This window comes from Streptomyces cupreus (assembly GCF_014257025.1).
In the GTDB taxonomy this organism is placed as follows: domain Bacteria; phylum Actinomycetota; class Actinomycetes; order Streptomycetales; family Streptomycetaceae; genus Streptomyces; species Streptomyces cupreus.
Map to the genome: position 1 here is coordinate 127,141 of NZ_JACMSF010000011.1, position 14,457 is coordinate 141,597.

Consider the following 14,457-nt stretch of genomic DNA (forward strand, 5'->3'; position numbering starts at 1 on the left):
CACTGCCAGTGTGCACCTGGGCGTCAGAAGTTGGAGATCACGCTGGTGATCACCTTCTCGATGGTCTCGGCATTGCGCGCGTCGTACATCTTTCCGCCGCCGGCGTCCGCGATCCGCTGGAGCACGCTCCTGCCGCCCTTGTCCCGGTCGTCGGCCTTGCTGCCATAGGCGATGGTGAAAACGCGCACCTGAGGCTGTGAGGTGTCCCTGATGTGCCGCAGCAGCTCCTCCTCGGTCAGACTGCCCCGGTCCTCGTTGCGACCGTCGGTGAGCAGGACGATCGCGTTGATGGCCCTCGGGTCGTACTTGTCCCGCATGGCCTCGGTCGCCGCGTCGAGCGTGTCGTAGAGGCCGGTCGCGCCCTCCGCCTCCAGGGCGCGGAAGTTCTCGGACATCAGCTTGCTGCTGGCCCCGTGGTAGGGGCCGAGCGGTACGAGTTCCCGGTAGTCCGCGCCGCCGCCCAGATCCTCGGCGTCGGAGAACTTCCACAGCCCGACCTTGTCCGACCCGGTGAACTCACCGAGCAGCTCGGTCTCCGCCTGCTTCAGACGCTGCAGTTTGCTGTCTCCGGTACCTGTGATCTCGTCGTTCATCGACCCCGAGGTGTCGATGACGAGAAGCACATTGGCGGGCCGCCGCAGCGCGGGCCAGATGTCCAGCAGATGCTTCAGTACGTCGTCCTGGGGCGTGGACAGGGGATCGAGCTCGGTGTCGGGCTTGACTCCGTTGGCCTCGGTGAGCAGCGGGGAGTTCTTCGGGACCGCACCCTCGTGGGTGCGGAAGCCGAAGGGCGCGAAGTCACGGGCGAAGGTCTCGGGGGCGTGCAGGTAGGTGAGGAAGTCGTCGGCCACCGCCTCCTTCGCCTCGTCCATGCCGTTGTTCAGCTTGATGTAGGGGTGGTCGGAGAACAGGATTCCGTCCGTCGGATAGAACGACACCAGGGGCGTCTCCGGCTTGGTGGTCTTCTCGCAGACCTTCTCTTGGCTGAGCGCGCCACAGGGGTAGCCCGCGTTGTAGGCCGCCACGGTGCTCTCCTCCAGCGTGACGGCGGAGATGTACGACATGGCCTTGTCCTTGTTCTGCTCGTCGGCTCGCCGGAGATTGGCGGTGAAGGTCAGCGTGGTGTCGCCGTAGTGCACCGCGGACTGCTCGATGTCCTTGACGAACGCGCGGTTGCCGGAGTCGTCGAGGCGGCCCTTGCTCAGCTCGCCGCTGGTGCCGGTCGCGGCGTAGAAGGCGCCGATGGTCGCGTTGAGTCCGGAGGTGGAGTACTCGGGGTTGGTCTTGCCGAGCTTGAAGTCCCCCCAGTCCGGCTTGCCCCGGTTCTTCTTGCCCCAAAAGCCCTTGGCGTTCCTCGACCAGCCGGCCAGCTCACTCCAGCTGAACCGGTTCTCGGGCCACTCCAGCACCTCGGCCATCGGCCGCGGCATGGCGATGGTGAGCGGGCTCGTGACGATCGGCTCCGCCTGCTCCGGGAACAGGCCCCTGGTCTCGTCCTTCGCGTTGGTCCGAGCCAACGACAGCCATGCGCCCCCGGCCGGCGACCATACGTCGGGCAGCGGTCCGTCGTTCTCCCCCCAGCCCCGGGTCAGCGCCCGCATCGCCTCGCCCGAGTTCTTGTCGTCGATGACGACCTCCACGCACGTGCCGCCATCGCTTCGGTGGCCGTAGTGCTCCGCCGCCCGCCGCAGGGATTCCGACTTGTCGACGGAGGCGGCGATGTGCAGTTCGGTGTCGGCCTTGCCGCAGCGTGGGAGGGAGGCGGCGGGCGGCTTGTCGTCGTCACCGGAGTCACCGCCGCCGAAGGACTGCGCGGCCACGACCGCGAGGATCGTCGCCGTGGCGATCAGCGGAACGCCCCACAGCAGCCGCCGCCGACCGGGGCCCGAGACGGTCGGCCTTCTCCGTGGCGGGGGGCCCGGATCGCCCTTCGCCCTGGGCTCGACAGGAGGCCTGCCCGGCTTCCTGGGCATCCGTAAGGACAGGGTCGCGGTGGAGCGAGCAGGCTGCGCGGACGGCTCGATGTCGAGCGCGAGGAGGATACGGACGGCCACGTGCGCCGCGTTGAGCGCGGCGTCCTTCTGTCCGTCTGCCGCCTCCAGCCCCTTCTTGTCCCCGTCCGCCAGATCGCTGATACCCCGTATGAGGAGCCACTTGAGCCCCGTGGAGGCACGGCTCTGGACGGCCCGGGCGAAGCCGGCGCCCTCCGTCTCGATCGCCGCCGTGTCCTCGTAGTGAGTACGGATGATCCGGTGCTCGGGGGCGTACGGGGAGTCGATCACCGTGTCCCCGGACGCGATCGGCTTGACATGGATGCTGCCGGTGATCAGCGGGGTGAGCTCGTCCGCCACCTGTTCCGCGGTGCTGAGGACCTCGCCCGGGGGTTCCCAGCTCCTGGGGCGGGCGTGGAATCCCTGCTCCGACTGCTTGCCCCGCTGGTACTCGTACACGGTCTCGGAGATGACGACATCCCTGGGAACGGCGTCCTTGCGACCCGCGGCGATACCGACGAAGAAGGCGGCCTCCGGCTGCACCTTGGCCAGCCAACTGCTCACCGCCGTGGCGGTCGTGGTGTTGCCGGTCCCGGTCTTGGCCAGGTACACGCGCCAGGGAACCCGACCGCTCAGCTCGTAGACGGCCGCGCGGGTACCGCCGTCGAGTTCGTCGGGACCGGAGCGCGTCGCGCCGGCCGCCTTGAGATGCCGTTCGACCTTCTCGTACTCCACTGGAAGGGCCGTGAAGATCATCGCTGTGCGGGTACGGGCTACTGCCACCGGACCAACCGATCGTGAGGCGGACTGCGAAGCGAATCGCCCAAGAGGCGCAGCAACATCATGCAGCCCAATACCCCTGGCAGGCACGGGGATTGACTAGAGCGCTTTCAAAGAAACCGCTTCTTAATAACCCGCCCGGAAACCGCTGTACCCGAGCAGCACGATGATCGCCGCGACGCTCCCCAGCACCACGGCCGTGGATATCCACGACCGGCGCCGACTGTGACGCACCGGATCCGGGTCGCCACGGAACGGTACGGGCCCAGGAGGGTTCTCCTTCCAGCGCGCGGCCAGCATCCGGGCCCGCGCGGAGGGCTCCTTGTGGGCGGCGGCGTCCGCCCACTTGATGTCGAACTCCCGCTCGCCGTCGTCCCGTTCGGACATCCCCGTTAACCCTTCTCGAACAGCAGTACCCCCACGATACGACGGCGCCCCCGCCCTGAGGAACAGGAACGGGGGCGCCGCGGGACGGCTCAGGCGTCGATCACACGTCGAAGTAGAGCTCGAACTCGTGCGGGTGCGGACGCAGCTGCAGCGGGGCGATCTCGTTGGCGCGCTTGAAGTCGATCCAGGTCTCGATCAGGTCGGCCGTGAAGACGTCGCCGGCGAGGAGGAACTCGTGGTCGCGCTCCAGCGAGTCGAGGACGGCCGGGAGCGAGGTCGGGACCTGGGCGACGTTCGCGTGCTCCTCGGGAGCCAGCTCGTAGAGGTCCTTGTCGATCGGCTCGGCCGGCTCGATCTTGTTCTTGATGCCGTCCAGGCCCGCGAGGAGCAGGGCCGAGAAGGCCAGGTACGGGTTGCCGGAGGAGTCGGGCGCACGGAACTCGACGCGCTTGGCCTTCGGGTTCGAGCCCGTGATCGGGATACGCATGGCCGCGGAGCGGTTGCGCTGCGAGTACACCAGGTTGATCGGCGCCTCGAAGCCCGGCACCAGACGGTGGTAGGAGTTCACCGTCGGGTTGGTGAAGGCCAGCAGCGACGGGGCGTGCTTGAGGATGCCGCCGATGTAGTAGCGGGCGGTGTCCGACAGGCCCGCGTAGCCGGCCTCGTCGTAGAACAGCGGGTCGCCGTTGCTCCACAGCGACTGGTGCACGTGCATGCCCGAGCCGTTGTCACCGAAGATCGGCTTCGGCATGAAGGTCGCGGTCTTGCCGTTGCGCCAGGCCACGTTCTTCACGATGTACTTGAAGAGCTGCAGGTCGTCGGCCGCGGCGAGCAGCGTGTTGAACTTGTAGTTGATCTCCGCCTGGCCGGCGGTGCCCACCTCGTGGTGCTGGCGCTCGACCTTCAGGCCGGCCGCCTCCAGCTCCAGGGAGATCTCGGCGCGCAGGTCGGCGAAGTGGTCGACCGGCGGAACCGGGAAGTAGCCGCCCTTGTAGCGGACCTTGTAACCGCGGTTGTCCTCCAGCGCACCGGTGTTCCAGGCGCCCGCCTCGGAGTCGATGTGGTAGAAGGACTCGTTCGCGGAGGTCGCGAAGCGGACCGAGTCGAAGACGTAGAACTCGGCCTCGGGACCGAAGTACGCGGTGTCCGCGATACCGGTCGAGGCGAGGTACGCCTCCGCCTTCTTCGCCACGTTGCGCGGGTCACGGGAGTACTGCTCGCCCGTGATCGGGTCGTGGATGAAGAAGTTGATGTTCAGCGTCTTGTCACGGCGGAAGGGGTCGACCCGGGCGGTCGACAGGTCCGCGCGCAGCGCCATGTCGGACTCGTGGATGGCCTGGAAACCACGGATCGACGAACCGTCGAACGCGAGCTCCTCGTCCGGGTCGAACGCCTCGACGGGCACCGTGAAGTGCTGCATGACGCCCGGCAGGTCGCAGAATCGGACGTCGATGAACTTGACGTCCTTGTCCGCGATGAACTTCTTGGCCTCGTCGGCGTTCTGGAACATCCAGCTCCTCCTACTCCCGACCGTCCGTGCCGGGGTGGTAGTTCGTTCGTGCGGCCAGTGCGGTGGCACACGCTGACCTCGACCCTAGGGACGCGTGATTTCTCGGGCGTGACCCATTTGTTTCGCACAAGTTAACCGGCCCTCGTTCCACGGTAGCCCCGAGGCACCCCACCTGTCCCCGGTCAAATAAGGGCGCAGTACCGTGGACGGGTGGACAACAGGCAAGCAATCGGATCGTGGCTCTCCGGGCCCCGCGCGGCCATGGAGAACGCCGGTGTCGACTTCGGATACCGGGGTGAGCAACTCGGTCTGCCGGAGCACGGGCCCGGCTCCATCGCCCGCCCGGGCAGGCGCCTCGGCGCCCTGGCCGTGGACTGGGGCCTGTGCCTCTTGATCGCATACGGCCTGATCACCCAGGGCTACGACACCGCCACCGGCAACTGGGCGCTGCTCATCCTGTTCGTGATGAGCGCCCTGACCGTCGGCAGCGTCGGCTTCACCCCGGGCAAGCGGCTCTTCGGCCTGCGGGTGCTCGCCCTGGACACCGGCCGCGTCAACCCGCTGCGCGCCCTGCTGCGCACGGTCCTGCTCTGCCTCGCCGTCCCGGCCCTGATCTGGGACCGCGACGGCCGTGGCCTGCACGACCGTCTCGCCCGCACCGTCGAGGTCCGGATCTGACGGCTCTGCGAAGAAGCTGCTCCACGACGAAGGGGGCGCCCGGATCACTCCGGGTGCCCCCTTCGTCGTGGAGGGTGGGTCAGCGGCCGTTCGGGCCGCCCTTGGGGAGCTTCATGCCCTTGGGCATCGGGCCCTTCGGTAGCGGCATGTTGCTCATCAGGTCGCCCAGGGCGCGCAGCCGGTCGTTGGTGGCGGTCACCTGGGGGCCGGAGAGCACCCGCGGCAGCTTGAGCATGGTCGTGCGCAGCTTCTTCAGCTCGACCTGTCCCTCGCCGACGCCGACGATCAGGTCGTGCACCGGCACGTCCGCCACGATGCGGTTCATCTTCTTCTTCTCAGCGGCCAGCAGGCTCTTCACCCGGTTCGGGTTGCCCTCGGCGACCAGCACGATGCCGGCCTTGCCGACGGCCCGGTGCACCACGTCCTGGCTGCGGTTCATCGCCACCGCGGGGGTGGTCGTCCAGCCCCGGCCGACGTTGTCCAGTACGGCCGCGGCCGCGCCCGGCTGGCCCTCCATCTGTCCGAAGGCGGCCCGCTCGGCCCGCCGCCCGAACACGATCGCCGTGCCGAGGAAGGCGAGCAGCAGACCCAGGATGCCGAGATAGATCGGGTGACCGATCAGGAAGCCGATCGCGAGAAAGACACCGAGGATGAGGAGGAAGACGCCCGCGAGCACGAGGCCGATCTTCTTGTCGGCCCTGCGGGTCATCTTGTACGTCAGGGCGATCTGCTTCAGACGCCCGGGGTTAGCGGCATCCGCCGCGCTGTCACTTCTCGCCATGGCACGAAGTCTACGTGGCCCCGGGAGCGCCGACGACGGCAGTGCCGGTCACCGAAGTCAGGGACGGGAGGAGAGCGCGCGCTCCAGCACCTGCTGGGCCTCGACACGGTCCTTGGCGCGGCGGCGGTCCTCCAGGACGGACGTCCAGGCGTTGCGGCGGGCGGTGCGCTGGCCCCCGCTCATGAGCAGCGATTCGACGGCACGGAGTGCAGTGGCGAAGGACGGGATGGCGGTGGCGCGTACCGGCGCGGCCTGCATGGTGGAGGTCCCCCCTCGGAGCGGCTTCGGGTGTACGTGGTGTGAGTCCAGCGTCACTGATTGGTGTTACCAGGGCATGACCGACCGGTCAAACGCCAATGAAGCCTTGATATGTGGCCCGAAAACGCTGACGCGGCCCTGACTGCGCCCCCATCTGCGGGGACGCTCAGGACCGCGTCAATCGGCCTTTACCGAGCGGTAGTTGCTTGTGCGCAGTTTCACACGCGCACGATGGCACTCCGTGCCATCAGACCGCCTGCGAGGCGACGTAGGCGCCACGCTTCTCGACGGCCATCTGGTACAGCCGGCCGGCCCGGTAGGAGGAGCGCACCAGGGGGCCGGACATCACACCGGAGAAGCCGATCTGCTCGGCCTCCTCCTTCAGCTCCACGAACTCGTGCGGCTTGACCCAGCGCTCCACGGGGTGGTGGCGCACGGAGGGGCGCAGGTACTGCGTGATGGTGATCAGCTCGCAGCCCGCCTCGTGCAGCTGCTTGAGCGCCTCGCTGATCTCCTCGCGGGTCTCGCCCATGCCGAGGATGAGGTTCGACTTGGTGACCAGGCCGAAGTCACGGGCCTCGGTGATGACCTTCAGCGAACGCTCGTAGCGGAAGCCCGGGCGGATCCGCTTGAAGATCCGCGGGACCGTCTCGACGTTGTGCGCGAAGACCTCGGGGCGGGACTCGAAGACCTGCTGGAGCAGCTCCGGCACCGCGTTGAAGTCGGGGGCCAGCAGCTCGACCTTGGTGCGGCCGGCCTCGCGGGAGGAGGTCTGCTGGTGGATCTGGCGGACCGTCTCGGCGTACAGCCAGGCACCGCCGTCCTCCAGGTCGTCGCGGGCGACGCCGGTGACGGTGGCGTAGTTCAGGTCCATGGTGACCACGGACTCGCCGACGCGGCGCGGCTCGTCGCGGTCCAGCGCCTCGGGCTTGCCGGTGTCGATCTGGCAGAAGTCACAGCGCCGGGTGCACTGGTCGCCGCCGATGAGGAAGGTCGCCTCGCGGTCCTCCCAGCACTCGTAGATGTTGGGACAGCCGGCTTCCTGGCAGACCGTGTGCAGGCCCTCGCTCTTCACGAGGTTCTGCATCTTCGTGTATTCGGGACCCATTTTCGCCCGGGTCTTGATCCACTCGGGCTTGCGCTCGATGGGGGTCTGGGCGTTCCGGACCTCAAGGCGCAGCATCTTGCGTCCGTCGGGTGTGACTGCGGACACATCGGCTCCCTGTAGCTTCGATTCTTCGGCGTACACCAGGGTACGCCCGTGTTTACTCAGCCCTGCTGTCAGGCCAACCCCATGGCCCTGGGGCTGATTCCCCGTGTCAGGCCGTCGCCTTCTCGATCTCCCGCGGCTTCAGCTCCGCGTTCTCCAGTACGTCGGTCAAGTGCCGCTCGACGACCGGCAGCACCTCGTCGATCGTCACGTCCCGGCCCAGCTCGTCGGCCAGCGAGGCGACGCCCGCGTCCCGGATGCCGCACGGGATGATCCGGTCGAACCACTTGTTGTCCGGGTTCACGTTGAACGCGAAGCCATGCATCGTGACGCCCTTGGCGACCCGGATGCCGATCGCGGCGATCTTGCGGTCCTCGCGGCGCTGGCCCGCGTTGGACGGGGCGTACTCGGGGCCGTTCAGGCGAGGGTCGAACTCCTCGTCCTGGAGCCGTGGGTCGAAGTCGAGGGAGAGGCCGCCGAGCGCCGGACGCGTCTCGACCGGATCGCCGAGCACCCACACACCGCTGCGGCCCTCGACCCGGGTGGTCTCCAGGCCGAACTCCGCGCAGGTGCGGATCAGGGCCTCTTCCAGGCGCCGTACATGCGCCACGACGTCCACCGGACGCGGGAGCTTCTGGATCGGGTAGCCGACCAGCTGGCCCGGGCCGTGCCAGGTGATCTTGCCGCCGCGGTCCACGTCGATGACCGGGGTGCCGTCCAGCGGCCGCTCGTTGTCCGCCGTGCGCCGGCCGGCCGTGTAGACCGGCGGGTGTTCGAGGAGCAGCACGGTGTCGGGGACCTCGTCGGCGAACCGGGCCGCGTGCACCCGGCGCTGCTCGTCCCAGGCCTCCTGGTACTCGACGGCGTGTCCGCCGAACCCCATACGGACGAACCGCAACTCACTCACGGCAAGCGCCTCCCTGGACGTCGTAAGGCACGAAGGGTGCCTACGCCACTGTACGACTGCCGGTCGAGCGTCAGCCCCGGGGTCAATCCTCACACGATCGGATGAACGGGTGACGAAATGTGCGATCACTTGCTCACTCTCCGCTACATTCGCGCCGTTCGCAGAGGCCATAAGGGCTGCTCACAGGCAATCCGGGCAAGTCAAAGGCCTGGAAGGCAGGAGACCGCACCGCAGATGACGGAACGACCCGCGCAGCGCACTCCCAACCGCCAGCTCGCCGCGCTCATCGCAGAAGCGGGGTTCTCCAACGCGGGTCTCGCCCGTCGCGTGGACCAGCTCGGACTCGAACACGGGCTGGACCTGAGATACGACAAGACATCCGTGACCCGCTGGCTGCGCGGACAGCAGCCGCGCGGCACCACCCCCGCCCTCATCGCCGAGGTCTTCACCCGTCGGCTCGGCCGCCGGCTCACCGCCCAGGACCTCGGCCTGGACGCCTGCGCGCCCGTCTACGCGGGTCTGGAGTTCGCCGCGACGCCCGAGGAGGCCGTCGACATCGTCAGCGGTCTGTGGCGCAAGGACTCCGGCAGTCATGCCGAGCTGCGCAAGATCGCGTTCACCCCGGCCGGGCTCGTGGTGCCCAGCCGGGACTGGCTGATCGGCCGGGCCGACGACAAGGTCGCGCACGGCGAGGCGCCGGTGCGGGTGCCGGTGCGGGTGCAGAGCCGTCCCTCGGTGCCCCGGCAGCGCGGCCAGGCAGAGCGCGGCCCCGGCCAGAGGGTCACCGGGGGCGACATCGACGCGCTGCGCTCGGTCGGCGAGCTCTTCCGCACCCTGGACAACATGTACGGCGGCGGCCACGCCCGCCAGGCCCTCGTGCGCTACCTGGAGCACGAGTGCGAGCCGATGCTGCGCGGCACCTACGGCGAGCAGACCGGCCGCCGTCTGTTCGCCGCGGCCGCCGATCTGACCCGGCTCGCGGGCTGGACGTCGTACGACATCGCAGCCCACGGGCTCGCGCAGCGGTACTACGTCCAGTCGCTCCGTCTTGCCCAGGCGGCGGGGGACCGGGCGTACGGCTCGTATGTGCTGGTCACGATGAGCAGGCAGGCCGTCTATCTCGGGCACGGGCGGGAGGCGGTGCAGCTCGCGCGGGTGGCCCAGCAGGGCGTCGGTACGACCGCCCCGCCCACCGTCCAGGCGCTGCTGCACGCGGCCGAGGCGCGCGGGCACGCCGTGCTGGGGGAGGTACGGGCGGGCACGGCGTCCCTGGTCCGCGCCGAGCGCGCGCTGGAGGCGGCCCGGCCCGGCGACGAGGTCCCGCACTGGGCTCGCTTCTTCGACGAGGCGCAACTGGCGGACGAGTTCGGCCACTGCCACCGCGACCTGCAACAGTTCCGGGCCGCGGCCCAGCACGCGGAACGCTCGCTCCAACTCCGCGCCCCCGCCTTCGCCCGCAGCCGCCTGTTCTGCCGCGTGGTCCTCGCCTCCGCCCGTCTGGGCCTCGGCGAACTCGACCAGGCCTGCGCCCTGGGAGCGGAAGCGGCGGTCCAGGCGGCTGAGATGCGCTCGGTACGGGCGGTGGAGTACATCAGGGACTTCGAACGCAGGCTGGAACCGTACAAGGACGCGGCCCCGGTGAGGGGCTATCGCGACAAGGTGGCGGCCCTGGGCTGAGGGGGGTGCGGCACCGCCGGCCGACGTTCCTGACCGGCGGTGCCGAACCTGCCCTACGCCGCCCTCGGTACCGTCGGCAGGGGGTCGGTCCTGTGGAGCGAGCCCGTCGCTTCCAGGTCTGTCGCGATCGATGTCGCCGCTCGGTGGGCCGAGTGGAGGGCGCCCTGGATCGTGCTGGTGTCGCGGTGGTCGCCGCAGACGTACAGACCCGCCAGGAGGCGTACCGGGCGGTGGGGATCGTGCGGGGGCCGCATGGACGGGACCGCGTCTGCTGTGTGGTGTACCGCCAGGGTTTCCCAGCGGGCTGTGGACGTGCCGTACAGGCGGGCGAGGTGCGTGCGGACCGCCGTATCGATGTCCGCCGGTGGTCTGCCCAGGACCGTCGACGACACCAGCCCCCGGCCCGCAGGGGCCCGGGTCGGGTCCACCGCGCTGACCACCGCCGTGTGCGCGACCGGGCCGCCCCTGTCGGCGTCCAGCAGCAGCGCGGCGCCCGTGGCCGGCGGCTCGTCCGTCGTGTGGTGGACCACCGTCACCGGGTGGAAGTCCGGCACTCGAAGTCCCGGCAGCAGCTCGGCCGCGGTGCGCGCGCCGGTGGCCAGCAGAACCGCCCGGCACCGTATCTCCCCGTGCTCCGCCGTGGTCACCGAGGTCGTGGAGACCGAGGTGACCCGCACCCCCGTATGCACGCTCCCCGCGGGCAGCGACCGTGCCAGGAGCTGAGGCAGCATCTCCGCGCCCCCCTCCGGCACACACAACCGCCCGCTCGCGAAGGAGTGCAGCGCCAGATCCGCGCACCGGCTGGAAGCCGTCAGCTCCGGATCGCACAACAGGGCCGACAGCAGCGGCCGTAGGAAGCCGTCGGCCGTGCGGGCCGGAAGACCACGGGCCGTCAGCGACTGACCGGCCGTCGACTCGGGGCGGGCCAGCAGGCGTTCGACCGGCGTGCCCGCGAGCCGGGCCAGCGCGGCGGCGAGCCGCGCCTGGTCGACCGCCGTGCCCAGCGGCGCGCGCGGCGCCGAGACAGGACGGGGGGCGCTCGCCAAGGCGCGCACCGCGTGGAGTGCGCCCCTCGCGCCACCCTGGGGCGCCGGAGCGCCCACGCGATGGTGTCGTCCGTCGCTGTGCAGCAGCACCCCCGGGTCGAAGGCGGACAGGGCGAGCACATCGAGTCCCGGCGTCAGCCGTAGCTCGGGATACGACGTGGACATCAGCTGCCCGATCCGGTCGAGCCGGAAGCCGTCGACCTTCTCGGTCGACATACGGCCGCCCACGTCATGGGCGGCCTCCAGGACTGTGACGGTCATTCCTGCGCTGGTCAGCCGATGCGCTGCGGCGAGGCCGGCGATCCCGGCTCCCACCACGACGACGTCCGCCTGGTACGCGGGCTCAAGCACGTGCCCCTCCTCGACGTTGCGCGGCCGGTGGAGACGTCATGCCCCCAACAGGCTCCGGGGATACCCGAGTTCGCGTCGAGGTTAGGGCCGTGATCGGTCAGGGGAAGTCGCGCATCGACAGGGCACGGTCGCACAACGGTCGCATACGGACAGGCAGCCGGCCGTACGTCATGACAGTGCGGCCCGTACGGCCCCCTCGATGTCGGGGAACGCGAAGCTGAACCCCGACTCCAGCAGCCGCTTCGGCACCACCCGCGCACTGCCGAGCACATCCCCGGCCATCTCCCCGAGCACCGCCCGCAGCACCGGCGCCGGCACCGTGAACAGCGTCGGCCGGTGCAGCACGCGCCCCATCGCCGCGGTGATCTCACGGTTCGTCAGCGGTTCGGGCGCGGTCACGTTGAACGGCCCCGAAAGACCGTCGGCCGCCATCAGATGCCGGATCGCCGCCACCTCGTCGTGCAGCGAGACGTACGACCAGTACTGGCTCCCGTCGCCCATCCGCCCGCCGAGCCCCGCCTTGAACAGCGGGAACAGCCGCCCCCAGGCCCCGCCCTGCCGGGCCACCACCAGACCCGTGCGCACGAACACCGTCCGCACGCCGGCCCGCTCCGCGGGTGCCGCCGCCCCCTCCCACTCCACGCACAGCTCGGGCAGAAAGCCCTGCCCGTGCGGCGCGCTCTCGTCGACGACCCGGTCGCCGGTCTCGCCGTAATAGCCGATCGCGCTGCCGTTGACGAACACCCGCGGCGGCTCGGGCAGCGACGCCATGGCCTCCGCGAGCGCCGCCGTGCCCTGCACCCGGCTGGACCGGATCCGTTTCTTGTACGCGTCCGTCCAGCGCCGCGAACCCACCCCGGCCCCCGCGAAGTTGAGCACTGCGTCGCATCCGGCGAGCCCGGCCGCGTCGACATAACCGGCCTCGGGGTCCCAGCAGACCTCGTCCTGCGCCCGCGCCGCCCGCCGCACCAGGCGCACCACCTCGAACCCGTCCGCCCTCAGGGACCGCAGCAGGGCACCGCCGATGAGCCCGGACGCGCCGGCCACCGCGATTCTTGAAAGTTCCATGATCCCATCCTGTTCCTGCGGTGATAAATGCCTGGTCAGCTCAGCCTGTCGCCGCCGTAAGGTGACCCACATGCCCGAGTCCCAGTCGCCGCACATACGCATCGCCCTCCCCGAGGACGAGGAGCAGCTGGCCCGGCTCGACCGTGACACCTGGTCGACGCTGCACGCGGTCACGCCACGCCCGCAACCGCCGTACCGCGCTTTCTTCGACGAGCGGCACGCCCCCGAGGACTATCTGGTCGCCGAGCTCGACCGCCGCGTTGTCGGCTACATCCGGCTCGCCTTTCCCACGCCGCTCGCCTCGAACGCGCATGTCCGGCAGATCCAGGGCCTCGCCGTCTCCGCCGAGGCACGCGGCCTCGGCGTGGGACGCGCGCTGATCCGGGCGGCCGTCGAGGAGGCCCGCCGCCGCGGCGCCCGCCGGCTCACCCTGCGCGTCCTCGGCCACAACACCCCGGCCCGAAAGCTCTACGAGTCCGAGGGGTTCGTGGTGGAGGGCGTGCTGCCCGAGGAGTTCTGCCTGAACGGCGTCTACGTCGACGACATCGTCATGGGGCGCGCTCTGTGACCCTTGGAGCCACCGGCTCTTACGACGTGACCAGCTCGCCCGTGTCCACCGCCCGCGTCGCCCCCGCCGCCCGCTCGGCGTCCTCGGCGACCTCGGCCGCGGTCAGTACATAGCCGGTCTCGTCGTCGGAGGTGGAGCGGGCGAAGACCACGCCGTACACCCGGCCCTCGGCGGTCAGCAGCGGGCCGCCGGAATTGCCCGGGCGGACGGTGGAGCGGATCGAGTAGATCTCGCGGGTCACGGTCTCGTCGTTGTAGATGTTCTGACCCGTCGCCCGCACCCGGTTGGCCACGGTGGCCGCCTGGAGGTTCAGATCGCCGTCCTGCGGATAACCGGCGACGACCGCGGAGTCGCCCCGGGCCGCATCATCGTCGAACTTCAGCACCGGCGCCCGCAGGTCGGGCACGTACAGCACCGCCACGTCCTTGTCCGGGTCGAACAGCACCACCCGCGACTCGTACGCCGGACCCACCCCGCCGACCCGCACGCTCGGTTCGTCGAGACCGGCCACCACATGGGCATTGGTCATCACATGCCGGGGCACGTACACGAAGCCGCTGCCCTCGCGGCCCTGGCTGCCCGCGACGCCCTCGATCTTGACGGTGCTCAGCTTGGCGGCGTTGGTGGCGGCGGCGGTGACGCTGTCGCCGGTGGGCCTGGCGACCTCGGCGGTCGACTCGTTCTCGAACGGGTTGAACACCTGCGGGAAGCCCGCCTGCGTCAGCGCCGAGGTGGCGTTGGAGAACCAGGCCGGAGTGGTGTCCGGCATCGCGTCCTGCACGGTCCCCAGCAGCCGGGAGTCCCGGATCGCCGACGTCAGCAGCGGCGAGGAGGACGCGGCCAGCACGCTCGCCGCGACCCAGGCCACGATCAGCACGGCCACCGAGTTGGCCACCGCCCCGCCCATCCCGTCGGCCACCCTCAGCGGCCCCCGGTCCAGCTCCCGGCGCAGCCGCAGCGCGAGACGCCCCGCCAGCTCGTGCCCCACCGCCGCCGGGACCAGCACCGTGAGCACCGCGGTCACCGTCGCCGTCGTCGTCCCCGGCGTCACCAGTTCCATGACCCACGGCAGCACCCACACACCGATGACCGCGCCGCCCACGAACCCGGCGAGCGAGACGCACCCGGCGACCAGACCGCGCCGGTAGCCGGACGCCGCGTAGGCGAGGATCGCCGGCAACAGCAGGATGTCGAGCAGGTCCACGGAGCCGCCTTTCTCTCGGACCATCCAGTACGCACGGAACG

Annotated in this window: 13 protein-coding genes; 3 read left to right on the forward strand and 10 right to left on the reverse strand. The window is 70.0% G+C overall.

What is annotated here, in order from left to right:
• Positions 1-23: 23 nt before the first annotated feature.
• The 3 genes from H4N64_RS13205 to glnA all read right to left on the reverse strand — a co-directional run bounded on the left by H4N64_RS13205 (position 24) and on the right by glnA (position 4,668).
• Positions 24-2,747, reverse strand: coding sequence for a substrate-binding domain-containing protein (locus H4N64_RS13205; RefSeq protein ID WP_186282459.1), 2,724 nt, complete (start codon positions 2,745-2,747; stop codon positions 24-26).
• A 150-nt stretch (positions 2,748-2,897) separates the two neighbouring features.
• Positions 2,898-3,158 carry an SCO2583/SCO2584 N-terminal domain-containing protein gene (locus tag H4N64_RS13210; RefSeq protein WP_186282460.1) on the reverse strand — a complete coding sequence of 87 codons (261 nt, stop codon included), beginning with the start codon at positions 3,156-3,158 and terminating at the stop codon, positions 2,898-2,900.
• A gap of 100 nt (positions 3,159-3,258) precedes the next feature.
• On the reverse strand, positions 3,259-4,668 hold the full coding sequence (glnA, locus tag H4N64_RS13215; RefSeq protein ID WP_186282461.1) for a type I glutamate--ammonia ligase: 1,410 nt from the start codon (positions 4,666-4,668) through the stop codon (positions 3,259-3,261).
• Between the two features lie 210 nt (positions 4,669-4,878).
• Here glnA and H4N64_RS13220 point away from each other — a divergent pair, with 210 nt between their 5' ends.
• Positions 4,879-5,346, forward strand: a complete 468-nt coding sequence (locus tag H4N64_RS13220; RefSeq protein ID WP_186282462.1) for an RDD family protein — start codon at positions 4,879-4,881, stop codon at positions 5,344-5,346.
• A 79-nt stretch (positions 5,347-5,425) separates the two neighbouring features.
• Here H4N64_RS13220 and H4N64_RS13225 read toward each other — a convergent pair whose 3' ends face one another.
• The 4 genes from H4N64_RS13225 to lipB all read right to left on the reverse strand — a co-directional run bounded on the left by H4N64_RS13225 (position 5,426) and on the right by lipB (position 8,502).
• Positions 5,426-6,127 (reverse strand): DUF4191 domain-containing protein, encoded by a 702-nt coding sequence (locus H4N64_RS13225; RefSeq protein WP_186282463.1) that lies wholly within the window; start codon positions 6,125-6,127, stop codon positions 5,426-5,428.
• Between the two features lie 57 nt (positions 6,128-6,184).
• Positions 6,185-6,385 carry an SCO2195 family GlnR-regulated protein gene (locus H4N64_RS13230; protein ID WP_186282464.1) on the reverse strand — a complete coding sequence of 67 codons (201 nt, stop codon included), beginning with the start codon at positions 6,383-6,385 and terminating at the stop codon, positions 6,185-6,187.
• A 247-nt stretch (positions 6,386-6,632) separates the two neighbouring features.
• Entirely contained in the window at positions 6,633-7,598 is a 966-nt protein-coding gene (gene lipA, locus H4N64_RS13235; RefSeq protein ID WP_186282465.1) for a lipoyl synthase, read from the reverse strand.
• Positions 7,599-7,704: 106 nt separating this feature from the next.
• On the reverse strand, positions 7,705-8,502 hold the full coding sequence (lipB, locus tag H4N64_RS13240; RefSeq protein WP_186282466.1) for a lipoyl(octanoyl) transferase LipB: 798 nt from the start codon (positions 8,500-8,502) through the stop codon (positions 7,705-7,707).
• A gap of 234 nt (positions 8,503-8,736) precedes the next feature.
• Between lipB and H4N64_RS13245 the strand changes: the two genes are divergently transcribed.
• A complete protein-coding gene (locus H4N64_RS13245; protein WP_186282467.1) occupies positions 8,737-10,179 on the forward strand; it encodes a regulator in 1,443 nt (480 codons plus the stop codon).
• Positions 10,180-10,232: 53 nt separating this feature from the next.
• On the opposite strand, the gene H4N64_RS13250 is transcribed toward H4N64_RS13245, so the two are convergent.
• On the reverse strand, positions 10,233-11,576 hold the full coding sequence (locus H4N64_RS13250) for an FAD-dependent oxidoreductase (protein ID WP_186282468.1): 1,344 nt from the start codon (positions 11,574-11,576) through the stop codon (positions 10,233-10,235).
• A 168-nt stretch (positions 11,577-11,744) separates the two neighbouring features.
• On the reverse strand, positions 11,745-12,644 hold the full coding sequence (locus tag H4N64_RS13255; RefSeq protein ID WP_186282469.1) for a TIGR01777 family oxidoreductase: 900 nt from the start codon (positions 12,642-12,644) through the stop codon (positions 11,745-11,747).
• Positions 12,645-12,714: 70 nt separating this feature from the next.
• Between H4N64_RS13255 and H4N64_RS13260 the strand changes: the two genes are divergently transcribed.
• Positions 12,715-13,212, forward strand: coding sequence for a GNAT family N-acetyltransferase (locus H4N64_RS13260; protein ID WP_186282470.1), 498 nt, complete (start codon positions 12,715-12,717; stop codon positions 13,210-13,212).
• A gap of 19 nt (positions 13,213-13,231) precedes the next feature.
• Here the strand turns inward: H4N64_RS13260 and H4N64_RS13265 are convergent, their stop codons facing one another.
• Positions 13,232-14,416, reverse strand: coding sequence for a MarP family serine protease (locus H4N64_RS13265; RefSeq protein ID WP_186282471.1), 1,185 nt, complete (start codon positions 14,414-14,416; stop codon positions 13,232-13,234).
• Between the last annotated feature and the right edge of the window lie 41 nt (positions 14,417-14,457).